23 protein-coding genes are annotated in these 21,317 nt (G+C 71.4%); 15 read left to right on the forward strand and 8 right to left on the reverse strand.

All coding sequences use genetic code 11. The features are described from left to right. Positions 1-68 precede the first annotated feature (68 nt). Positions 69-2,075, forward strand: coding sequence for a serine/threonine-protein kinase (locus tag SM450_RS01280; protein WP_474617778.1), 2,007 nt, complete (start codon positions 69-71; stop codon positions 2,073-2,075). A gap of 90 nt (positions 2,076-2,165) precedes the next feature. Next, positions 2,166-2,381, forward strand: coding sequence for a hypothetical protein (locus tag SM450_RS01285; RefSeq protein WP_474617779.1), 216 nt, complete (start codon positions 2,166-2,168; stop codon positions 2,379-2,381). 72 nt (positions 2,382-2,453) lie between these two features. Here the strand turns inward: SM450_RS01285 and SM450_RS01290 are convergent, their stop codons facing one another. After that, entirely contained in the window at positions 2,454-3,206 is a 753-nt protein-coding gene (locus SM450_RS01290) for a GH25 family lysozyme (protein ID WP_474617780.1), read from the reverse strand. Positions 3,207-3,298: 92 nt separating this feature from the next. Continuing rightward, the gene (locus SM450_RS01295) at positions 3,299-3,859 is read right to left on the reverse strand and encodes a Uma2 family endonuclease (RefSeq protein WP_474617781.1); all 561 of its coding nucleotides are present in this window, start codon (positions 3,857-3,859) and stop codon (positions 3,299-3,301) included. A 99-nt stretch (positions 3,860-3,958) separates the two neighbouring features. Between SM450_RS01295 and SM450_RS01300 the strand changes: the two genes are divergently transcribed. The 5 genes from SM450_RS01300 (at position 3,959) to SM450_RS01320 (ending at position 7,769) form a co-directional block, all read left to right on the forward strand. Beyond that, positions 3,959-4,702: a M50 family metallopeptidase gene (locus SM450_RS01300; protein WP_474617782.1), complete on the forward strand. Its 744-nt coding sequence runs from the start codon at positions 3,959-3,961 to the stop codon at positions 4,700-4,702. Positions 4,703-5,076: 374 nt separating this feature from the next. After that, positions 5,077-5,295: a helix-turn-helix transcriptional regulator gene (locus tag SM450_RS01305; RefSeq protein ID WP_474617783.1), complete on the forward strand. Its 219-nt coding sequence runs from the start codon at positions 5,077-5,079 to the stop codon at positions 5,293-5,295. 58 nt (positions 5,296-5,353) lie between these two features. Further along, the gene (locus SM450_RS01310; RefSeq protein ID WP_474617784.1) at positions 5,354-6,337 is read left to right on the forward strand and encodes a ketopantoate reductase family protein; all 984 of its coding nucleotides are present in this window, start codon (positions 5,354-5,356) and stop codon (positions 6,335-6,337) included. Positions 6,338-6,394: 57 nt separating this feature from the next. Beyond that, positions 6,395-6,898, forward strand: a complete 504-nt coding sequence (locus SM450_RS01315; protein WP_474618341.1) for a sigma-70 family RNA polymerase sigma factor — start codon at positions 6,395-6,397, stop codon at positions 6,896-6,898. After that, the gene (locus SM450_RS01320) at positions 6,891-7,769 is read left to right on the forward strand and encodes a hypothetical protein (protein WP_474617785.1); all 879 of its coding nucleotides are present in this window, start codon (positions 6,891-6,893) and stop codon (positions 7,767-7,769) included. Before SM450_RS01315 ends, SM450_RS01320 begins: the two co-directional genes overlap by 8 nt. Positions 7,770-7,837: 68 nt before the next feature. Here the strand turns inward: SM450_RS01320 and SM450_RS01325 are convergent, their stop codons facing one another. After that, positions 7,838-9,421 carry an acyl-CoA carboxylase subunit beta gene (locus SM450_RS01325; RefSeq protein WP_474617786.1) on the reverse strand — a complete coding sequence of 528 codons (1,584 nt, stop codon included), beginning with the start codon at positions 9,419-9,421 and terminating at the stop codon, positions 7,838-7,840. 73 nt (positions 9,422-9,494) lie between these two features. Between SM450_RS01325 and SM450_RS01330 the strand changes: the two genes are divergently transcribed. Beyond that, on the forward strand, positions 9,495-10,370 hold the full coding sequence (locus SM450_RS01330; protein ID WP_474617787.1) for a biotin--[acetyl-CoA-carboxylase] ligase: 876 nt from the start codon (positions 9,495-9,497) through the stop codon (positions 10,368-10,370). Positions 10,371-10,514: 144 nt separating this feature from the next. Further along, positions 10,515-11,084, forward strand: coding sequence for a PH domain-containing protein (locus SM450_RS01335; RefSeq protein ID WP_474617788.1), 570 nt, complete (start codon positions 10,515-10,517; stop codon positions 11,082-11,084). Between the two features lie 52 nt (positions 11,085-11,136). Here SM450_RS01335 and SM450_RS01340 read toward each other — a convergent pair whose 3' ends face one another. After that, complete coding sequence (locus SM450_RS01340; RefSeq protein ID WP_474617789.1) at positions 11,137-11,832, reverse strand: GtrA family protein; 696 nt, start codon at positions 11,830-11,832, stop codon at positions 11,137-11,139. A 63-nt stretch (positions 11,833-11,895) separates the two neighbouring features. Further along, entirely contained in the window at positions 11,896-12,432 is a 537-nt protein-coding gene (locus SM450_RS01345) for a GtrA family protein (protein WP_474618342.1), read from the reverse strand. 438 nt (positions 12,433-12,870) lie between these two features. On the opposite strand from SM450_RS01345, the gene SM450_RS01350 reads away from it, so the two are divergent. The 4 genes from SM450_RS01350 to SM450_RS01365 all read left to right on the forward strand — a co-directional run bounded on the left by SM450_RS01350 (position 12,871) and on the right by SM450_RS01365 (position 18,258). Further along, positions 12,871-14,712, forward strand: a complete 1,842-nt coding sequence (locus SM450_RS01350) for a phosphoenolpyruvate carboxykinase (GTP) (RefSeq protein ID WP_474617790.1) — start codon at positions 12,871-12,873, stop codon at positions 14,710-14,712. Positions 14,713-14,752: 40 nt separating this feature from the next. Next, complete coding sequence (locus tag SM450_RS01355) at positions 14,753-15,592, forward strand: hypothetical protein (RefSeq protein ID WP_474617791.1); 840 nt, start codon at positions 14,753-14,755, stop codon at positions 15,590-15,592. A gap of 605 nt (positions 15,593-16,197) precedes the next feature. Then, entirely contained in the window at positions 16,198-17,361 is a 1,164-nt protein-coding gene (locus SM450_RS01360; protein ID WP_474617792.1) for a geranylgeranyl reductase family protein, read from the forward strand. 126 nt (positions 17,362-17,487) lie between these two features. Continuing rightward, complete coding sequence (locus SM450_RS01365; protein ID WP_474617793.1) at positions 17,488-18,258, forward strand: isoprenyl transferase; 771 nt, start codon at positions 17,488-17,490, stop codon at positions 18,256-18,258. Positions 18,259-18,277: 19 nt separating this feature from the next. Here the strand turns inward: SM450_RS01365 and otsB are convergent, their stop codons facing one another. From otsB to SM450_RS01380, 3 genes are all read right to left on the reverse strand, one after another. Further along, complete coding sequence (otsB, locus tag SM450_RS01370; protein ID WP_474617794.1) at positions 18,278-19,102, reverse strand: trehalose-phosphatase; 825 nt, start codon at positions 19,100-19,102, stop codon at positions 18,278-18,280. 69 nt (positions 19,103-19,171) lie between these two features. Then, a complete protein-coding gene (locus SM450_RS01375) occupies positions 19,172-19,525 on the reverse strand; it encodes a hypothetical protein (RefSeq protein WP_091060788.1) in 354 nt (117 codons plus the stop codon). Between the two features lie 162 nt (positions 19,526-19,687). Next, on the reverse strand, positions 19,688-20,128 hold the full coding sequence (locus SM450_RS01380) for a helix-turn-helix domain-containing protein (protein WP_474617795.1): 441 nt from the start codon (positions 20,126-20,128) through the stop codon (positions 19,688-19,690). A gap of 264 nt (positions 20,129-20,392) precedes the next feature. On the opposite strand from SM450_RS01380, the gene SM450_RS01385 reads away from it, so the two are divergent. Further along, a complete protein-coding gene (locus tag SM450_RS01385) occupies positions 20,393-20,734 on the forward strand; it encodes a hypothetical protein (RefSeq protein WP_474617796.1) in 342 nt (113 codons plus the stop codon). Then, positions 20,731-21,144: a hypothetical protein gene (locus SM450_RS01390; RefSeq protein WP_474617797.1), complete on the forward strand. Its 414-nt coding sequence runs from the start codon at positions 20,731-20,733 to the stop codon at positions 21,142-21,144. The genes SM450_RS01385 and SM450_RS01390 overlap by 4 nt, the downstream gene beginning before the upstream one ends. Positions 21,145-21,317 lie beyond the last annotated feature (173 nt).

Below are 21,317 nucleotides of genomic sequence, written 5' to 3' on the forward strand. Positions count from 1 at the left end.
GTCGACCTTCGTCAGACAGTGGCGTGCCGGCGGTGTGCGCGTCGGGGTGGCCGGGTACCGTTTCTGCGATGTCGAACGCACTTCCCCAACTCGTCGCTGACCGGTATCGGCTTCTCACGCCGCTCGGTCAGGGCGGCATGGGCCGCGTCTGGAAGGCGCGGGACGAGGTGCTGCACCGGGATGTCGCGATCAAGGAGTTGGTCCCGCCACCGGGTCTGACCCCGGACGAGCGCCGCGAGATGCGGGAGCGCTCGCTGCGTGAGGCGCGGGCCATCGCCCGGCTCAACAACGTCAACGTGGTCCGCATCTTCGACGTGCTGCGCACCGACGGCGACCCGTGGATCGTCATGGAGTACGTCGCGTCGAAGTCGTTGCAGGACACGATCGCCGAGGACGGCCCGGTGTCGGTGGCCAAGGCGGTCGAGGTCGGGCTCGGCGTGCTCGGCGCGTTGAAGGCCGCGCACAAGGCCGGCATCATGCACCGCGACGTCAAGCCGGGCAACGTGCTGCTCGGCGAGGACGGTCGGGTGGTGCTCACCGACTTCGGCCTGGCGACCATCCCGGGCGACCCGAACGTGACCCGCACCGGCATGGTGCTCGGTTCGCCGGCCTACATCTCGCCCGAGCGGGCGCGGGACGGCACGGCCGGGCCGGAGGCCGACCTGTGGTCGCTCGGCGCGACGCTCTACGCCGCCGTGGAGGGCAAGTCGCCGTACGCCCGCCCGTCGGCGATCGCCACGCTTGCCGCGCTCGCCACCGAGCCGATGCCGCCGCCACGCAACGCGGGGCCGCTCAAGCCGGTGCTTCAAGGCCTGCTGCGCAAGGACCCGGACGAGCGGATCACCGCCGAGGTGGCGGAGCGCATGCTGCGCAAGGTCGGTGGTCGGCGGGGGGTCAAGGGCATCTCGCTGCTTGACGGCGTACGCCGGCCGGGGCCGAACGGTCCGCGCGTGCCGCGCCCGCCGCTGGTGCCGGCGCCGCGCCCGGCCGACGACCAGGTCGAGCGCGCGGCCACCTCGGCGTCCGGGGTCGCCGCGGCCGGTGCTGTGGCCGCCGCCGACCCGACGGCGAAGGTGCCGACGCCTACCTCCGACGCCGGCCCGACCGCGAAGGTGAGCCCGCCGGTCACCGAGCCGACGACGAAGCTCGACGCCGGCCCGCAGGTCGACGAGGTGCGGGTGGATGACGTCGATCCGGCGCTCGACGAGACCCGGCTCGACGGTGAGCCGGTGGCCGCCGCTCCCGCCCAGCGCTCGGCCCCGGTCAGCCCGGCCCCGGTCAGTCCGGCCTCGGGTGACTCCGTTCCGGTCAGCCCGGCCCCGGTCAGCCCGGCGCCGACGACCGGCCGGGCGACGGTGCTGCCGGGGGTCAAGGCGCCGAACCGGCGGAACCTGCTGATCGGCGCGCTGGCCCTGCTGCTGCTCGTTGGCCTGGCGGTGGCCGTGCCGCTGCTCAACAACGGCGACGACGACGGCGATCAGCCGTCGGCCGGTTCCTCGGTGGCGTCGGCGGTCCCGCCCGCAGCAAGCGACAGCGCCTCGCCGAGCGCCAGCGCCAGCGCGTCCCCGAGCAGTTCGTCGCCCAGCCCGACGCCGTCGGCGAGCCCGTCGGCGTCGGCGTTCACCCTGCCGACCGGTTGGCGCTATTACACCGGCTCGAACGGCTTCAAGGTGCCGATCCCGAACGGCTGGCAGGCCCGGCCCGGCAACAACCAGGTCGTGCTCTACGAGGTCGGCGGCGCCAAGCGGGTCCTGTTCATGCAGTGGACCAACTCGCCGAAGAAGGACGCGTTGGCCGACTGGCGTGAACAGGAGCCGTACCGGGGCTCGCGCGTCAGCGGCTACAAGTTGGTCGACATCACCCGGTGCAACGGCTACTACCGCACCTGCGCGGACTGGGACTGGCTGGAGACGCGCGACGGCGGCACCCGCTTCCACGTGCGTAACCGGGGCGTGGCGACGGCAAGCAACCGGGGGTACGCGCTGCGCTGGGAGGTGCCGGCGAAGGACTGGGAAGCCAACCTGGGCGCCTTCGACGTCATCACCAGGGGCTTCGTGCCGGACCGGGAGAACTGACGCCCGGTAATCCCACCGTCGTCCAACTCACTGGCATGACTTTCCGTAGCGGGGGGTATGGATACCCCTGACGACGGAAGGAGGTGCGACATGGGTTACCGACGCAGGGACACCGGCCCCCGGCTGGCGCTGTGGATGCTCGTCGCGCTCGGCGACGCCGTCCTGCTCCTGATTTCCGCCGGCATGTCCGCGCCGGTCGCGGTCCTCGGTGTTTTCACCCTCACCATCGCGGGGGTCGCGGTGTGGCGCTGGACGCGCCGACCCGCCACGGTTCCCGTCCCGACCGCCACCCGCCGCCGCGCCTGAGCCAGGACCAGACGGTACGACGACAGCGGGACCGCCTCGACCCGAGGCGATCCCGCTGCGGAGCCGTGTCCGTCAGGTGTTGTTGGCCAGGGCGATCAGCCGGCTGCGGTCACCGTTCCAGTAGTTGCGGTCGACGTTGCCGCTGATCCCGGAGACGCTGCCGGTGCTCGTGTACTGCCAGAAGCTCCACACCGGCGCGCCGGCCGGCAGGGTGCCGGGCGCGCTGGCCCAGCGGGCGAGCCACAGCGGGTGGTTGGCCCACGGGCCGGTCCAGCTTCCGGTGCACTGGTTCCACCAGCTCGCCGTGGTGTAGATGACCGCGTACCGGCCGGTGCGGGAGCGGTAGGTGTTGAGGAAGTCCTGGATCCAGTTGCGCATGCCTGTGGTGCTCAGGCCGTAGCAGGTGCCGCCGCTGTACGGGTTGGCCTCGACGTCGAGCGCGGCGGGCAGCGTACGGCTGTCCGCGGACCAGGCGCCGCCGTTGCTGGCCAGGTAGTTGGCCTGGGTGGAGCCGGCGGAGATGTTCGGCCGGGCGAAGTGGTAGGCGCCCCGGATCACCCCGGCGTTGTAGGCGTTCACGTAGTTCGCGTTGAAGCTGCTGTCCTTGTAGCTGGTGCCCTCGGTGGCCTTGATGTAGGCGAACTGGATGCCGGCGTTGCGCACGCTTGTCCAGTTGATGCTGCCCTGGTAGTGGGAGACGTCGACGCCGGGCGTGGTCGCGGCGGCGGCCGGTCCGCCGGTCGCCACGAGGGCCGCGGCCGCGGTGGCGGCCACGGTCAGGCCGGTCGCGAGCAGCCGGCGTACGGAGAGTCTGGTACGGGCCATGGTTTGCCTCCAGAGGACGTCAACTGATTGACGCCCATCTTTGGAGGTTAGTGCCCTAGATCGCAATAGGGCGCAAAGAAATTTTCATTCAGTCACCGGAGGTCGCCAGGGTCCATCGCCCAACGAAACGGCTCGGTAACGCTCAGCGTCTCACCGGCCTTCGCCACGCGGTCCTCGACGTAGTGCCCCCCGTCGAGCCGGTACAGCCGCAGCGAGTGGCTGTCGCCGTCCTGCTCGACCAGCAGATACCACGGAATCCGGGCCACCGCGTAGAGCTGCATCTTGACCACCCGGTCGGCACCGGCGTTACCGGGCGAGACGATCTCACAGACGAGTTTCACCTCGCCCGCTTCGACCACCGCGCCTTCGTCGTCGGTGTCGGCGACAACGACGTCGGGGATGACTATGCGGTCGGCGCCGAGCCGGACATTGACCGCCTCGAACACCAGCAGCCCGAGTGGCCGGGCGGCCCGGCGCAGGCTGTCCACGAGATTCCAGGAGACCAGCTGATGCCTCTTGCTCGGAGCAGGGCTCACGATCAGGCTCCCGTCGAGCAGTTCGATGCGGTCGTGGTTGTCACCCAGCGCGAAATAGTCGGCCTCGGTCAACGGCTCAACGTGTGACCTCGGGGGCTCCCACGGAGCTGCGCTCATCGACCTCACCTCCGTTCCGGCGCCTCGTCCGATCAGTCTCACACTCTATGAGACGCGGCCGGTCGAACGACACGGCTCGGGCCGGTAGGCTCCCCGCCCATGCCCCTGTTCGACGGCCTCACCACGCTCTGGGACACGCTGCTGAGCGCCCAGCCGGACCCGCCGCCGCTGCTTGTGGTGCTCACCGCCGTGGTCGCGCTCGCCGTGGTCGCCGCCCGGGTGCCCTGGCGGATCGCCCGCAACGCGGTGACCATCGCGCACGAGGGCGGCCACGCGCTTGTGGCGCTGCTCACCGGCCGCCGGCTGCACGGCATCCGGCTGCACTCGGACACCTCCGGGCTGACCCTCTCCGCCGGCCGACCCACCGGGCCGGGCATGATCCTCACGCTTGTCGCCGGGTACGTCGCCCCGTCGCTGCTCGGTCTCGGTGGCGCGTGGCTGCTGGCCGGTAACCGGATCACCCTGCTGCTCTGGCTGGCGGTGGCGCTGCTGCTGGCCATGCTGCTGCTGATCCGCAACCTCTTCGGCGCGCTGTTGGTGCTCGTCACGGGCGGTGTCGTGCTCGCCGTCTCCTGGTACACCTCGCCCCAGGTGCAGGCCGTTTTCGCCTGGACCTCGATCTGGTTCCTGCTGTTCGGCGGCGTGCGGCCGGTGTTCGAGCTGCGCCGCCAGCGCAGCCGGGGCCGGATGCCGGAGTCGGACGCCGACCAGCTCGCCCGGCTCACGCCGTTCCCGCCGCTGTTCTGGGTGGGGCTGTTCCTGCTGACCAGCGTCGGCGCGTTGCTCGCCGGCGCGCTGCTGCTGACCGGCCCGCTCCTCGCCGACTCCGGCCTCACCGGCTGACCCTTCCCGCGTTCAGTACCACGCGCGCCCACTTCAGCATCCCGCACCCGTTCTCCCGGCAGTGAGCGCAGCGGCCTGTGACGTGGTGCTGCGTCACCACGCGCTGCGCTGTCCAAATCACAAGGGCCGGCGTCATGGCCCCTTCATCGATCGGCACGGTCAGACCTTCCCAGACAGGCAGGTCCGAGCACCGAACCCCGTTCAAGTGCCCGAACCGCTACCGGTTGTGACCAGGTAACCGTCGCCCGAGAGTCGACCCCCTGTCAAGTGTGACAGGGAATAAGGATTGCCCATGCCACGGCACTAGCAGCTCAAACAGGTGACGCTCATGGGCTTGCGAATCCGTAAGGGGGTGAGCTCGGGATCCTCTGTTCATGGTCCGGAAGTTGTACGGCTCCGCTGAGCTACAGGAACGTCTGGGCGTGTCGCGCGTCCGGGTCGTCCAGCTCACGAGCCGACCCGACTTCCCCGAGCCGTTCGAACGCCTGGCCGGTGGCTCGGTCTGGTGGGCGGAAGACGTGGAGCGGTGGATCGCAGCACACCAGCCGTGGAAGGCGCGCGGAGCGGACGAGCCGCCCCTGCCCGAAAGCTAGGACTGAGCGCCCGCTCCACCCGTCGATTGATGTCACCCCCGTGGGGCAGAATCGGACGATGCGATACGTGATCATCGGAGCGGGCGCGGTCGGCGGCACCATCGGCGTACTCCTGGCCGAGGCCGGCCGGGACGTGACGCTCGTGGCCCGCGGCGCGCACCTGGACGCGGTGCGTGAGCGAGGGTTGACGCTGCGGCGGCCCGACGGCGCGGTGACCGCCCGGCCGCCAGCGGTGGCCGGCCCGGACGGTCCGCCGCTGCCGGCGGACACCGTGCTGGTGCTCACCGTGAAGTCGCAGGACACCGCCGCCGCGCTGGCGACCTGGGCGGACGTCCCGGTCGAGGGCGGCGGGACGGCGGGGGAGCGGCTGCCGGTCGTGCTCGCCCAGAACGGCGTGGCGAACGAAACGGCCGCGTTGCGCCTCTTCGCCCGCGTGCACCCGGTCTGCGTGTGGCTGCCCTGCACCCACCTGGAGCCGGGCGTGGTGATCGCCAACGGGCATCCGCATCCGGGCATGCTGCACCTCGGGCGCTACCCGACCGGCGCGGACGACACCAGCCGGGCGGTCGCCGCCGACCTGACCGCCGCCGGTTTCGTCGCCCCGGTCCGCGACGACGTGATGCGCTGGAAGTACGGCAAACTCCTGGTGAACCTCGGCAACGGCCTCCAGGCGCTGCTCGGCCGGGACATGCCCGAGGACCTGTCGCAGCGGGTACGCGCCGAGGGCGAGGCGGCGCTTGCCGCCGCCGGCATCCCGCACACCACACGCGAGGAGGAGGCCGCCGAACGCGGCGACCTGGTGTCATACCAGCCGGTCGACGGCGAGTCGAGAGCCGGCGGCTCCACCTGGCAGAGCCTGGCCCGGGGCGCCGGCTCCGCCGAGGCCGACCACCTCAACGGCGAGATCGTGCTGCTCGGCCGCCTGCACGGGGTGCCCACCCCGGTCAACGCGGCGGTGCAGGTCGCGGTGCGCCGGGCGGTCCGGGAGCGGATCCCGGCCGGCGAGTTCCCGCTGAGCGAGCTGGAGAAATTGCTCGGCTGACCGCGCAACCCGAACCGCGCCGCCAGGCGTGTCCCTGGCGGAGACGGGGAGGTGGCAGTGCCCGACAGCGACGGGTTCGACGAGTTCTACCGCGGCAGCCGACAACGGCTGCTCGGCTTCGTCTACGTGCTCACCGGTGACCTGGCCGAGGCGCAGGACGCCGTGCAGGAGGCGTACATCCGGGCCTGGCAGCGGTGGTCGACGGTGCGCTCCTACGACGACCCGGAGTCCTGGGTGCGGGTGGTGGCCAGCCGGGTCGCGGTGAGCCGGTGGCGCAACCTGCGTAGCCGCGCCCGCGCCTACCTGCGGCACGGTGCGGTGGAGCACGCGCCGGCGCCGAGCACCGAGACGATGGACGTGGTCGCCGCGCTGCGCCGGTTGCCCGAGGCCCAACGCACCGCAATCGCGATGCACTACCTGCTCTGCATGCCGGTCGCCGAGGTGGCCCGGGAGACAGAGGCGCCGGTCGGCACTGTCAAGGCCCGGCTGTCCCGGGGGCGGACCGCGCTCGCCGGGCTGCTCGCCGTGGTGGATCTGGAGGAGGAGGCGGCAGATGCCTGACGATGCCACGCTCGTGGAGGTGCTGCACCAGGACCTGCGGGACGTCCGGTGGGCGGAGCCGGCGGAGATCCGAGCCGCCGGCGGGCGGCGCAGCCGGCGGACCGCCGCGTTGGCCGCCGTGTCGCTGGTGCTGGTGGCCGCGCTCGGCGCGACATTCGTGGACCGGACCCGCGCACCGGCACCGGCCCCCGCCGCTGGCCCGGCGGGAAGCGCGGAGATCAGCGTGGAGGCGATGCTGGCCGCGACCGACGTGCCGGCGGAGACGGACGAGCGCCTCGGCGACACCGGCCTCGGCGAGCGGGTCCGGGTGGACGACATCCTTCAGGCGTGCGCACAGAAACAGGGTCTGCCGGCGGATGAGCTCACGTCGCGTTACTCCCGCTCGCAGACCCTGATCGGGACCGTCGAGGTTTCGGGCGCCGCCCCCTACCGGACGCCGTTCGTCAGCCAGGACGTCTACCGGTTGGAGACCGGGGGCGCGGAACGGCTCTTCGCCGATCTCGACCAGTCCGTCACGGCCTGTGCGGATTGGCGGCAGTCGATCCGGGCTCAGGGCGATCAAGGGGTGGTCGACATGACGGTCGGGCACCGGTGGACGGTGCTTGCCCGGGCCTTCGCCGGTGATCAGGCGATCCTGCTCCGGCACACCGTGTCCGAGGCGGTGTACCCGACAGTCGCCGAGCCGGTGATGATCCCGGCTCGGCCCGAGGACCGGCTGGTCGTCCAGGTCGGCGACCTGGTCACGGTCGTGGTCCCGGAGGGACCCCTGCAACCGGACGTCCCGGGGGCCACGATGACGCAGGCGAAGCTGTTCGATCTGGCGCGTGCCGCGGCCGACCGGATGTGCGTCGCCGCCAACCCCGGCTGCTGAACCGGGCCGCGTGTTAAGAGGGGCCCCCTGCTCTACCGGAGGCGTTAAGCGGGGGCCCCTCCTTACACCTACAGGGGGATGTTGCCGTGTTTCTTCGGCGGCAGCGTCTCGCGCTTGGTGCGCAGCACCCGCAACGCCCGGACGATCTGGGTGCGCGTCTCGTGCGGTGGGATCACCCCGTCGATGTAACCGCGCTCAGCCGCGATGTACGGGTTGGCGAGCGTGTCCTCGTACTCGGCGATCTTCTCGGCCCGCACCGCCGCCGGGTCGTCCGCGTTCGCCAGATCCGAGCGGTAGAGGATGTTCACCGCGCCCTGCGCGCCCATCACCGCGATCTGCGCGGTCGGCCAGGCGAAGTTGAGGTCCGCGCCGAGGTGCTTGGAACCCATCACGTCGTACGCGCCGCCGTACGCCTTGCGGGTGATGACGGTGACCTTCGGGACGGTGGCCTCGGCGTACGCGTAGATGAGCTTGGCGCCCCGGCGGATGATGCCGTCCCACTCCTGCCCGGTGCCGGGAAGGAAGCCTGGCACGTCCACGAACGTCAGCACCGGCACGTTGAACGCGTCGCAGGTGCGGACGAACCGGGCCGCCTTCTCCGAGGCGGCGATGTCGAGCGTGCCGGCGAACTGCATCGGCTGGTTGGCCACCACGCCTACCGGGCGTCCCTCGACCCGGCCGAAGCCGACCACCATGTTCTGCGCGTACAACGGCTGGACCTCGAGGAACTCGCCGTCGTCGAGCACGTGCTCGATCACCCGGTGCATGTCGTACGGCTGGTTGGCCGAGTCCGGGATCAGCGTGTCCAACTCCCGGTCGTCGTCGGTGACCGCCAGGTCCGCCGGGGCGTCGAACACCACCGGCTCGTCCAGGTTGTTCGACGGCAGGTACGACAGGAGCGCCTTCACGTAGTCGACCGCGTCCTCCTCGTCGGTGCCGAGGTAGTGCGCGTTGCCGCTGCGGGAGTTGTGGGTGCGGGCCCCGCCCAGCTCCTCCATGCCGACGTCCTCGCCGGTGACCGTCTTGATGACGTCCGGGCCGGTGATGAACATGTGCGAGGTCTGGTCGACCATCACGGTGAAGTCGGTGACCGCCGGGGAGTAGACCGCGCCACCCGCGCACGGGCCCATGATCAGGGAGATCTGCGGGATGACGCCGCTGGCCCGCACGTTGCGGAAGAAGATCTCGCCGTAGAGGCCGAGCGAGGCGACGCCCTCCTGGATCCGCGCGCCGCCGGAGTCGTTGATGCCGACCACCGGGCAGCCGATCTTCATGGCCAGGTCCATCAGCTTGACGATCTTCTCGCCGAAGACCTCGCCGAGGGAGCCGCCGAAGACGGTGAAGTCCTGCGCGAAGACGCAGACCTGCCGGCCGTCCACGGTGCCGTAACCGGTCACCACGCCGTCGCCGTACGGTCGGGTCCGCTCCAGGCCGAAGTTGGTGGAGCGGTGCCGGGCGAACCCGTCCAGCTCGACGAAGGAGCCCTCGTCGAGGAGCATGTCGATCCGCTCCCGGGCCGTCTTTTTGCCCCGCGCGTGCTGCTTCTCGACCGCGCGTGCCGACCCGGCGTGCACCGCCTCGTCGACCCGTCGCTCCAGGTCCGCCAGCTTGACGGCGGTTGTGTGGATGTTGGTCCCGGTCTCGGTAGTCACCCGTGGAATATAACGATGGTTCAGGTGAGTGATGCTGTGCAGTGCGCCTCACCCGGGGCCGTAGGCTGGCGGGATGCCCGGCTCGCCGTACACCGATCTGGACCGCCCGCCGCTGTCGGCGGCCCGGCTGCGGCGCGCGCTCGTCGCCCCGCACGGGCCCTGGCGCCGGCTGGAACTGGTGGCGGAGACCGGCTCGACGAACGCCGACGTGGTGGCCGCGGCGCGGGCCGGCGAGCCGGAGGGCCTGGTGGTGGTCGCCGAACGGCAGACCGCCGGCCGGGGCCGCCGCGGCCGGATCTGGCAGTCGCCGCCGCGCGCCGGCATCGCCGCGAGCGTGCTGCTCCGGCCGGGTGAGGCGGTCGCCGAACGCGGCTGGGCGCCGGTGCCCGCCACCGGGTACGGCTGGCTGCCGCTGCTCGCAGGCGTCGCGCTGGCCGAGGCGGTACGGCTGCTGGCCGAGCTGGACGCCCGGTTGAAGTGGCCCAACGACCTGCTCGTCGACGGCGCGAAGTGCGCCGGGGTGCTGGCCGAGGCGGTGCCCGGCGACGGGGCCGCCCAGCCACCCGCGATCGTGGTCGGCGTCGGCCTGAACGTGACCCTGCGCGCCGGTGAGCTGCCGGAGAACCCGACCGGCCTGCCGGCCACCTCGCTCCAACTCGCCGGCGCCACCGCCACCGACCGGGATCCGCTGCTGCGGGCGCTGCTGCGCGCGCTCGCCGACTGGTACGAACGCTGGCGCGACGCCGGGGGCGACGCGGTGGCCAGCGGGTTGCGTGAGGCGTACCTGGCCGGCTGCGCCACGATCGGCCGCCAGGTGCGGGTGCTGCTGCCGGACGGCCGTGCGGTGCACGGCACCGCCACCGGCGTGGACCCCGACGGCCAGCTCCTGGTGGAGACCGCCGCCGAAACCCTCCACCTGGCCGCCGGCGACGTCCTCCACCTGAGGTGAAAGGCGGGGGCCCTTCTTAACGCCTTCGGTAGAGGCGGGGCCCCTTCTTAACACCCGCCCTCGGCAGCCGCCCGCGCGGCCGATGCCGCCCGGGTGCGCTGACCGGTTACGGTCAGCGCGTCTGGTTCTGCGAGGAGGTCGGAAGTGGCATTTCCCGAAGACGTGCTCACCGAGGACGAGCACGTCGTGTTGCACCTGCACCCGCACTGGAAGGCCCTCATCCGGCCGATCCTGGTGTTGGCCCTGACCGTCGCGGCGGTGGTCGTCGCCTGGATCCTGCTACCAGGTGGCGACGGCGGCACCATCGCGCTCTACACCATCGCCGGGCTCGGTCTGGTGCTGGCCCTGTGGCTGGGCCTGTGGCCGTTCCTGGTTTGGCGCACCACGCACTACCTCTTCACCAACGAGCGGGTGCTGCTCCAGGAGGGGGTGTTCTCCCGGCACCGGCGGGACCTGCCGCTGACCCGGATCAACGACCACGCCATGAGTCAGCGTTTCGTGGAGCGGATGCTCGGTTGCGGCACGTTGACGATCGAGTCGGCAGGTGAGCGGGGCCAGTCGGTGCTCGCCGACGTGCCGCACGTGGACCGGGTGCAGACGAAGCTCTACGAGCTGGTCGAGGCCCACCACGACAAGCACAGCCTGGGTGACGGCGAGATGCGCGACATCCTGGCCGACATGGCCGAGGGGAAGTCCCTGCGCGACCCGTCCTGACGTTCCCGTAGCGCCGGAGCGGCGCGAGGGCCGCCGGACCGGGCGAGAATTGTCAGCGGCGGGCGCGGCGGGGTTGGAGCTCGGCGGCGAGTTCGGCGTCCAGGTTGGCGCCGATCGCGCCGCCGAGGGCGTCGGCCGGTGCGGCCCGGCCCTGCGGCGGGGTGTAGTCGCCCGCCGGGCGGCCCGTGCCCAGGGGCGGCTCTTCCTCCTCCAGTTCGCTGACGGACTCGGCCAGCTCGGCCACCGGGTCCATCTCGGCGACGTTGTCCCACTCGTCCCGGGGCACCGCGTGCCAGGTCTCCTCGGCGTGCTTGGGCACCGGCTGGAACACGAACGTCCGGTAGGACCAGAAGCGGAACAGGGTGGCAAGCAGGACGCCGACCGTCTTCGCGAGGTTCAACGCCAGCAGACCGTGCACGCCGAAGCCGTACTTGGCCAGGGCCAGGACGCCCAGTTCGATGATCAGGCCGGCGCCGTTGAAAACGAAGAAAAGGGCGTATTCGCGCCGGAGCGCGGATTTCGGTCGATCCCGGTACGTCCAGTGCCGATTCATCAGATACGACGTGATCGTCGCCACGATGGTCGCGATCACCGTCGCCTTGAGCTGACCGTCCCGGAAAATCGTGAGCGCCAGCGCATTGAACACCGCGTAATTGATGACGGTGTTGATGCCGCCGACGATGCCGAATTTGGCCGCCTCGCGGATGAACTTCTGCCAGCGCTCGGGCAGCAGACGGACTCCAGGCATGCGGAACACCTTAGGGCAGTGGGCAGGGCCGGCTGGGCCCGGCGGGTCGGGATGGGCGGTGGGTCACGCCCCGGACTCTCGATCGTGGCTCGTCGCCGGAACGGGGGGAGTTCCCGCCTCGACGAAGACGAACCGTCGGTACGACCAGAACCGGAACAGCGTGCCCAGGCCGGTGCCGACGATGAAGCTGGCGATGTTGTCGGCCAGCGGCGTCTGGAACACCTCCGGCCAGAGCGCTCCCAGGCCGTAGTGACTGATCGCCAGGCAGGACACCGCGATGCCGAGGCCCACGGCGTTGAAGAAGAAGAACAGCGCGTACTCGCGGGCGGGGTGGGAGCGCTGCCGGTGCCGCCAGGTCCAGAACCGGTTGCCGACGAACGCGACGGTCGCGGCGATCACGGTGGAGATGGTCTTGGCGGCCAGCGGGGGCATGCCGCGACCGCTCGCCATGTAGTTGAAGAGCGCGAAGTCGACGAAGAAGGCGAAACCGCCGACGGTGGCGAACTTGCTCAGCTCGTGGATGAGGTGACCGAAACGGTGGAGCAGGGCTCCGATCGGACCCCGGCGGGTCGGTGGAGCCCCCGGTTGATCCCCGGTCATCGTCGTGGCCACTCGCAGAGAGTACCGGTTGCCCCTGAACGGGGCCGACTGCAACGGCGAGTCGCCCGGCGGGAACCTCGCCGACCGCCTGGCGGATCACCGCCGCCGGCCGCCGCTGCCCCTGGCGCGGTTCGCGCGATTCGCCGGTCCGTGAACGGAGCGTAACGGACGGTACGAATGCGGAGAACGTGTTCCGGGCCGGCGCCGGGAAGGTTCACCGCAGGATTTGCGTGAAACTGCGCGCGAAAGCGGGTATCAGATCGTGAAGCCGCAGCGTGGGCGTACCTTGTGCAGTTCTTCACAACCAGTCCCACTGACTGGGGACGCAGCCCGGTTTACGCTGAGTCCAATCCCAGGTTTCCACGACGGCGGCGCTCTCGCTCGCCAGAACTCGTGCATCCCATAGATCGGTCAGCGTCGACCACAAGGAGATGTGACATGGTTGCTCCGGCTGTTGTGCGGGGTATCGATCAGGCCCCGACGTCCCACCCGAAGCTGCTCGCCTGGGTTCGCGAGGTCGCGGAACTGACCACCCCGGAGCGGGTGGTCTGGGTGGACGGGTCCGACGAGGAGTGGCGTCGCCTCACCGACGAGCTCGTCTCCAGCGGCACCCTGATCCGGCTGAATCCCGAGAAGAAGCCCAACTCCTTCTACGCGCGGACGGACCCGACGGACGTCGCCCGGGTCGAGGAACGCACGTTCATCTGCTCCGTCGACGAGGCGGACGCCGGCCCAACCAACAACTGGATGGCGCCGCCCGAGATGAAGCGGACGATGACGGAGCTGTACCGCGGCAGCATGCGCGGGCGCACCATGTACGTCATCCCGTTCTGCATGGGCCCGGTCGAGGCGGAGAACCCCATGTTCGGCGTCGAGATCACCGACAGCCCGTACGTGGTCGCCTCGATGCGGATCATGACCCGGATGGGGTCGTCGGTCCTGTCGGCGATGGGCGACGACGCCGACTTCGTGCACGCGCTGCACTCCATCGGCGCCCCGCTGGCCCCCGGCCAGCAGGACGTGGCCTGGCCGTGCAACGAGACCAAGTACATCTCGCACTTCCCGGAGACCCGGGAGATCTGGTCCTACGGCTCGGGCTACGGCGGCAACTCGCTGCTCGGCAAGAAGTGCTACTCGCTGCGGATCGCCAGCGTGATGGGGCGCGACGAGGGCTGGCTGGCCGAGCACATGCTGATCCTCAAGATCACCTCGCCCGAGGGCAAGGTCTACCACATCGCCGGCGCCTTCCCGTCCGCGTGCGGCAAGACCAACCTCGCCATGCTGGAGCCGACCATCCCGGGCTGGAAGGTCGAGACCATCGGTGACGACATCGCCTGGATGCGGTTCGGCCCGGACGGCCGCCTCTACGCGATCAACCCGGAGTACGGCCTGTTCGGCGTCGCGCCCGGCACCGACTGGAAGACGAACGCCAACGCCATGCGGACGCTGGACCGGGGCAACTCGGTCTTCACGAACGTGGCCCTCACCGACGACGGTGACATCTGGTGGGAGGGCATGGGTGAGCCGCCGGCGCACCTGATCGACTGGAAGGGCAACGACTGGACGCCGGAGAGCGAGAACCTCTCCTCGCACGCGAACAGCCGGTTCTGCACCCCGATCACCCAGTGCCCGATCCTGGCCGAGGACTACTACGACCCGAACGGCGTGCCGATCGACGCGATCCTGTTCGGCGGCCGGCGGCGCGACACCGTCCCGCTGGTCACCGAGGCGCGGGACTGGGTGCACGGGGTCTACATGGGCGCCACGCTCTCCTCGGAGACCACGGCCGCCGCCTCCGGCGCGGTCGGCGTGGTGCGTCGCGACCCGATGGCCATGCTGCCGTTCATCGGCTACCACGCCGGTGACTACTTCCGGCACTGGATCGAGATGGGCAAGGGCACCGACGGCGACGAGGCCAAGCTGCCCAAGATCTACTACGTCAACTGGTTCCGCAAGGACGCCGAGGGCAGCTTCCTCTGGCCGGGCTTCGGCGAGAACTCCCGCGTGCTCAAGTGGATCATCGAGCGGCTGGAGGGCCGGGGCGAGGCCGTGGAGACCCCGATCGGCATGGTGCCGGCGCAGGACGCGCTCGATGTCGACGGCCTCGACATGACGCCGGAGGACGTCCGGATCGCCCTGAAGGTCGACCCGGAGGAGTGGCGGCGGGAGTTGCCGCTGGTCACCGAGTGGTTCGAGAAGTTCGGCGACAAGCTCCCCGGCGTGCTCTGGGCCGAGTTGGACGCGCTTCGCGCGCGGCTGGACGCGGAGCCGCAGAAGTAGCAGGTGTGCAGGTTGCCCCTGCCGGGCAACATCGGATGCCATGAGGACGGCCGTCGAACCTGTCGAGGTCCGGCGGCCGTCCGCCGTCCGGGCGCTTACCACGCTGCTCGCCGTGACGGCGGCGGCCACCGTCGTGGTCGAACTGCTCAATTACTGGTACGCCCCGGAGCAGGAGTTCGGTCTCGCGGTACGCACCGGCTGGGCGATGCTCCGGTCGTTGGGCTTCCTGATCCTGATCGGGCACGTCAACCGGGGTCGGGTGGCGGCCCGGCCGTTCGGGCTGATCCTGGCCGTGACCACTGTCTTCGCGGTGGGCCGATTGATCGTGCCGCGGGCCGGCGTACCCGCGCTGCCCGGCCTGCTGGGCTTCGCGGCGCTCACCGCGCTCTGCGTGGCAGTGGTGGTGTTGCTCTACCGCTCCGACGCGGTCCGGGCACACCTGGTCCGGCACCGCAAGGGCCTGGTCGTCGAGGGCGGGACGATCGCCTGGCGTGAGATGGTGCCGAAGCGTCCGCAGGCGAACGGCTGGCTGCTCACCGCCCGGGTCGCGGCGTTCACCTACAGCCCGCTGATGCTTGTGCCGGCGCTTGTGGCGACCGGATCCGTGCTGGACGGAGGCGTCGCGGCCGTGCCGGCGCTGGTGTTCTGGTTCGGCGCCGGCATCGCGGCCAGTTACGCGGTGCTCTTCTGCACCGCGTTCCTGTTGCGCGGAAAGGGCTGGGCCCGCCGCGCACTCGTGGTGGTCACGCTCGGCGTGCTCGCGCTCGACCTTCCGCTCTGCTGGTGGCTGCTCGGCTCCGACGGCCTGATCCGCGACGGCGCCCCCCTGCTGACCGCGGCCACCCTATGCCTCTACTCCCTACACCGCTCCACCCCCTGACCCACCCACCGCACCCCGCTCACCCCAGTCCCGTCGATCAAGGAGTTCGTGTCACCACGACATCGCCTCAGGACAAAACTCCTTGATCACCGACGGCAGCCTCCGGTCCGGACGCCGCCCGGGTTGGGGTGGTGATCTGTGCGTGGGGGGCTGTCAGAAGTTCATCACGTCGGCGGCGACAAGCGGATGCCCTGCGCCACCAGCGCCGCGCCGCGCCGGGCCGATCCGCCGTGGCTATCCACCGCACCGCTCCCATGCGGCGGGCAACCCCTCGCCCGACGTCGATCTTGGACTTGTGGCACCTCCGATATCGGCCCGAAACCGACATGTCGTGGCACCGCAAGTCCAAGATCGACGAAACCCCTGATCCAAACCCGCCCGCACTTCCGAGAAGGGGCAAGCGGGTGATCATGAGGTTGACGGCGGTGTTGATCTCTGTGGATGCCGTTAACTCCATGATCACCTAGGCGAGCGGGGCGGGGCGAGGTGGGCGGGAGTGTGGTAGGTGGAGTGAAGTGGGCGGGCGCGGTGGGTGGGGAGGGCGGGGGGAAGCGGGGGAGGATGTGGGGGTGCGGGGTGCGGGGGGTGGTGCGGGGGGTGGTGCGGTGTGGGACGTGGTGGTGGTGGGGGCGGGGCCTGCGGGTGCCGCCGCGGCGATCGCGGCGCGGCGGGGTGGGGCGGGGCGGGTGCTGCTGCTCGACCGGTACGACTTTCCCCGGGACAAGGCGTGCGGGGACGGGATCGCCGCGCACGCGCTGGACGTCCTCGCCGAGCTGGGCGTGACCGGCGCGGTCGACGGGTACGCGCCCCTGCCGGCGCTGCGCCTGGTCGGCCCGGGCGGCGGCACGGTGGCCCGGGCGCTGCCCCGCCCCGCGTACACGGTGCCCCGGCGGGTGTTCGACGCGCGCCTGGTCCGGGCGGCGGTCGAGGCCGGGGCGGAGCTGCGGCGGCACACCGTCCGCCGGGTGGAGGTGGGCGCCGACCGGGTGGTGCTCGACGGGGAGCTGGCCGCGCGGGTGGTGGTCGGGGCGGACGGCGCCGGTTCGGTGCTGCGCCGGGCGCTCGGGCATCAGGTGAACCCGGACCGGCATCTCGCGCTCGCCATCCGGGGCTACGCGCCTGCGCCGCCCGGCCCGCCCGAGCAGCTCATCGTCACCTCGGCGGCGCGCTGGCCCGCGTACGCCTGGGCCTTTCCGATCGGCGACGGGCGCGCGAACGTCGGGTACGGGGAGGTGCTGCGCGGCGAGCCGCTGACCCGTGCGCACCTGCTGGACGGGATGGCCGTGCTGCTGCCCGGCGTCGATCCGGGCACGGTGACCGACCTGCGGGCGCACCACCTGCCGCTCTCCACCCACCGGCCGGTGCCGGGCCGGGGCCGGGTGCTGCTGGCCGGCGACGCGCTGTCGTTGATCAACCCGTTCACCGGCGAGGGCATCTTCTACGCGCTGCGGTCCGGCGCGCTGGCCGGGACGGCGGCGGCCGGCGCGCCCGCCGACGCGGCCGGCGCGCCCGCCGACGCGCACGCCGACGCGGCCCACCGGTACGCGTCCATGCTGCGCGCCCGGCTCGGCACCCACCTGCGGCACAGCTCGGCGGCGGCCTGGCTGGCCCGGCGTCGGTGGGTGGTGGACGCGGCGGTCGGCGCGGCCGGCCGGGACGATCGGGTCTACCGGACGGTGGTGGAGTTGGGGCTCGGCGACGGCCGGCTGGACGCCCGCACGTTGGCCGCGATCGCCGCCGCCGTGCCGCGCCCGCGCCGGGCCAGGTGACCGGGGTCGACGCCGAGCTGAGGCGGCCGGGTCGAGGCCATGTTGACCGAGAGCGCAGGGACGCGCCGTCCCGCGATGCGCCACCGCGGCACTGATCTTTCCCGTGGGTCGCTACCCTGCAAGGTGATGACTCTGCGGAAACTCCTCTACTCCGTGTACGAGCGCCGGCTGACGGCGAAGCTCGCGGGCAAGCCCGTGCCCGCGCACGTCGGCGTGATGTGCGACGGCAACCGTCGGTGGGCGCGGGAAATGGGTCTCGTCGACCCGAACGACGGCCACCGGATGGGCGCCGAACGGATCAAGGAACTGCTCCGCTGGTGCGACGCGGCGGGCGTCGGGCACGTGACGCTCTGGCTGCTCTCCACCGACAACCTGTCCCGGCCGGCCGCCGAGCTGGACCCGCTGCTCCAGATCATCGAGGATCTCACCACCGAGCTGGCCGAGGAGGGCAACCCCTGGCGGCTGCGCATGGTGGGCGCGCTCGACGTGCTGCCGGCGCAGCACGCGGCGGCGCTGAAGGGCGCCGCGGAGCGCACCCGGGACCGCGACGGCGGGGCTCAGGTCAACATCGCCGTCGGGTACGGCGGCCGGCGCGAGATCGCCGACGCGGTCCGCTCGCTGCTGCTGGAGCACGCGGCCCAGGGCGGCACGATCGAGGAGCTGGCCACCACGATCGACGTCGACCACATCTCGGAGCACCTCTACACCAAGGGGCTGCCCGACCCGGACCTGATCATCCGGACCAGCGGCGAGCAGCGGCTCTCCGGTTTCATGCTCTGGCAGAGCGCGCACTCGGAGTTCTATTTCTGCGAGCTGAACTGGCCCGACTTCCGCAAGGTCGACTTCCTTCGCGCCCTGCGCTCCTACGCCACCCGGCAACGCCGCTACGGGGTCTGACCTCCGCCGCCAGAGCCGGTCAGCGCAGGTGGGGCAGGGCGGCGGTGAGGAAGTCGCCGAGGGCGGCCGGGGAGTCGAGCGTGAGGTCGGCGGCGTCGGCCACCTCGTGGCCGGTCTCCGGGTTCGCCACGGCCACGCAGACGCCGAGGAAGTCCGGGTCGGTGGCGGCGCGGGCGCGGAGCGCGGCGAACGCCTTGATGTCGGAGACGTCGTCGCCGAAATACCACGCGCCGCCGGCGTCCCGGACCGTCTCGCCGATGACCATGCCCTTGTCCCGGTCGACCGGGGGCTTCAGCTCCAGCACCATGCGGCCGGCCTGGCAGCGTAGGCCCAGCCGCTCGGCCCGGGCCCGGCCCCACTCCTGCACCAGGTCGCCGAGCTGCGGGGCGGTGCGCCAGTGCAGCGCGACGGAGAGCCGCTTGAACTCGACCAGGGCGCCGGGCGGCAGCTCGGCCTCGGCCTGTTCGGCCAGCTCGGCCATGGTCGGCACCCAGGGCAGGGCGGCCGGCTCGGTGACCGTCTCGCCGCCGGAGTGGCTGTGCTCCAGGCCGTAGAGCCCGTACAGGTCGATGCCGGCCAGGCCACCGAGGTGGTTGCGGAGGAACTCCACCGGGCGTGCGGAGACGATGGCGATCCGGCGTACGCGGGCGGCGAGCGCCTCCAGCGCGGCGAGCACCTTCGGCGCGGGCCGGACGGCGGTGGGGTCGTCGTCGACAGGCGCGAGTGTGCCGTCGAAGTCGAAGAAGAGCACCACGTCACTGGCACGGGCGGCGGTGGCACGCCACGCGTTCTCGGCGTCCAACGGAGTCTTCGGCTGCTGGTTGCCCAGATTCAACGGCGGCACGCGCGTCAGCGTACCCCGCGCGGGGCGGCGTATTCGTGGCCGAGATGTGACTGTGGGACGACCGGCTGGTCAGCGTTCGGCGGCTCCTCGTCCCCGGCGCCCGAACGGCACGACTGCCGCTTCCTGCCCGTGGCTGAGCAGGTAGCCCTCCACGAAGCCGGTGTTCCGGTCGCCGGTGTGTGCCTCGATCTCGTTGAGTCGCGCCACCAGGAACTCGGTGAGCGCGCTGACCCGGTCGTTGAGCCGATCGTGCAGTTCGGCGACGACGGCGAGGATCACCGCCGTGCCGGCCGTGGTGAGCGCGAGGAGATTGACGACGAGCGGAAGCTGCCCGCCGTTCAGCACGCCGACCACCACGTTGCCGGTCACGCACGATGTCACCGACACCACCGCGACCACGACTGCCAACCATTTCAGGGTCATGGACAGACCCCTCCTTCTGTCCCGCAGGGCTGGGTTCGGCTGTGTCCCGTCCCCCGCCGATGACGAGCCCTTAGCAGTACAAACGTGGACGCTAGCGGGTCCGATCTGCCCCCGAGGCGAATTGATCGGTCCTGACCTTCCGTTCTTTCGCCATCTGAGGAACTACCCCGCCTGTTTCCCCCTATTTCGGACATTCGCCGGGAGAGTTGGGCGATATGCGAGGTAGCGAATGGTTTCTCGAATGTGGAACTTCTCCGCGTCGGAGACGCTCGGGTCGACCAGCCGGCGCAGCAGCGCCTCCACGTCCGGGTCCATCGGGGGTGGGGTGGGGGTGGCGCGGGGGCCGGTCGCGCGGTCCCAGCCGAGCGCGGCGAACGCGGCGGCCGGATCGAGGCCGAGCCCCTCGCAGAACGCGACCACCCGCTCGGCCTCGGGGTCGCTGGCCCAGTCGCCGCGTACCCAGCGGTTGATGGTCTGTCGGGAGACGCCTGTGCGACGGGAGACCTCGGTGCCGCTCCAGGCCCGCATGGCGCGGGCGTCGTCGAGCGCCCGGCGGACGAAGGTGGCGAAGGCGATCTTCCGTGCGTTGGCCGTCTCGGTCACCCCGTGACGGTACGGCCAGTCCGTCGCGCCGGGGCGACCCGGCACGCTGATGTCACGCCGACGTGACGCTGATCCGAGGTTTCCGGTAAACGATCCAGAACTGCTCCTGAGGGGTGTCACCCGGCTAGAATAGATAGGCATGAGTGCGACGGCAAACGGCCGAAAAGCTGATACTGTCACGCTCATGAGACAACTTACGGTGTGTCACGTGCTTGAGGCTACGAGTGCTCACATGCGTCACTCCGCGGTTGCGGAGAGAGTCTCGTGACCGAGCTCGCGACCCGAGCCCAGGCATTCGGGCTGATCGCGGACGGAGTCTCCGCCGGGTTGAGCGCCCCGTGGCGCCTCTACCTCGCCCGGGGCTGCCGGTATCTCTCGCTCAGCGTCGGGGACCGGGCGGAGTGGGACGCCTGGCGTACCCATCTCGGCTGTCCCGAGTTGAGCGTGCGGGTCTACGACTCCGGCGGTGAGATCCGCCGGGCGTCCGTGGCCGAGGTGATCCTCGACGGATGCCGGATCAGCGTCGAGCTGGTCGAGGAGGTCAGCACCGCCGACCTGGAACGGCTGCTGGTGGTCGACCCGCTGCCCGGGGCGGACGAACGGTGAGCCCCTTCCTCGCCGTCGTCCTCGCGCTTGTGCTCGGCGCCACCTGCTACGCCGCCGGACGACTGCACGGCCAGCTCAGCTATCGGATCGGCTACCGGTTCGGCTACCGGCAGGGCTACTTCGACGGCGACCGGGGCGCGTGGAACCGCAGGCGGCGCGAGGCCCAGGCCGTCATCGCGTCGGCGCTGGCCGGCCCGACCCCGGCGGTGGTGACGTCGGTCGGCCGTCCGGCCACACCGTTCGCCGGCACCGCCGCGCCCGCCGCGGTGACCGCCCGCCCCGGCGCCCCGGCGGTACGGGTCACCGCGCCCGCCGCGCCGGGCGGGACGGCGGCCCGCGCGGGAACCACGTACACCGGATCCTCGTTCGGCGCGACGGCCGCCGGGACGCTTGTCCGTCGGTCGGGCTGAGGCCCGCCGGGCCGGCCGGGACGCGCCCAGGGGGCATCGCGTCCCGGCCGGTTCCGGCGTGTTCACCGATGATCCACCCGGACCTCTAGCCGCGCGGGCCGACGGCGATTAGCGTCTAGGCATGGCGCGGGGTTTTCCCGGGCCAGCCGGACAGCCCGGACCTGCGAACCTCG

Source organism: Micromonospora marincola (assembly GCF_056150385.1).

Coding starts and splice junctions, on each gene's coding strand:
- SM450_RS01295 (WP_474617781.1), bottom strand. CDS start 3,859: ATGAGCGCAGCTCCGTGGGAGCCCCCGAGGTCACACGTTGAGCCGTTG.
- SM450_RS01320 (WP_474617785.1), top strand. CDS start 6,891: ATGCCTGACGATGCCACGCTCGTGGAGGTGCTGCACCAGGACCTGCGG.
- SM450_RS01310 (WP_474617784.1), top strand. CDS start 5,354: ATGCGATACGTGATCATCGGAGCGGGCGCGGTCGGCGGCACCATCGGC.
- SM450_RS01305 (WP_474617783.1), top strand. CDS start 5,077: ATGGTCCGGAAGTTGTACGGCTCCGCTGAGCTACAGGAACGTCTGGGC.
- SM450_RS01330 (WP_474617787.1), top strand. CDS start 9,495: ATGCCCGGCTCGCCGTACACCGATCTGGACCGCCCGCCGCTGTCGGCG.
- SM450_RS01365 (WP_474617793.1), top strand. CDS start 17,488: ATGACTCTGCGGAAACTCCTCTACTCCGTGTACGAGCGCCGGCTGACG.
- SM450_RS01280 (WP_474617778.1), top strand. CDS start 69: ATGTCGAACGCACTTCCCCAACTCGTCGCTGACCGGTATCGGCTTCTC.
- SM450_RS01285 (WP_474617779.1), top strand. CDS start 2,166: ATGGGTTACCGACGCAGGGACACCGGCCCCCGGCTGGCGCTGTGGATG.
- SM450_RS01375 (WP_091060788.1), bottom strand. CDS start 19,525: ATGACCCTGAAATGGTTGGCAGTCGTGGTCGCGGTGGTGTCGGTGACA.
- SM450_RS01290 (WP_474617780.1), bottom strand. CDS start 3,206: ATGGCCCGTACCAGACTCTCCGTACGCCGGCTGCTCGCGACCGGCCTG.
- SM450_RS01300 (WP_474617782.1), top strand. CDS start 3,959: ATGCCCCTGTTCGACGGCCTCACCACGCTCTGGGACACGCTGCTGAGC.
- SM450_RS01340 (WP_474617789.1), bottom strand. CDS start 11,832: ATGCCTGGAGTCCGTCTGCTGCCCGAGCGCTGGCAGAAGTTCATCCGC.
- SM450_RS01345 (WP_474618342.1), bottom strand. CDS start 12,432: ATGACCGGGGATCAACCGGGGGCTCCACCGACCCGCCGGGGTCCGATC.
- SM450_RS01355 (WP_474617791.1), top strand. CDS start 14,753: ATGAGGACGGCCGTCGAACCTGTCGAGGTCCGGCGGCCGTCCGCCGTC.
- SM450_RS01350 (WP_474617790.1), top strand. CDS start 12,871: ATGGTTGCTCCGGCTGTTGTGCGGGGTATCGATCAGGCCCCGACGTCC.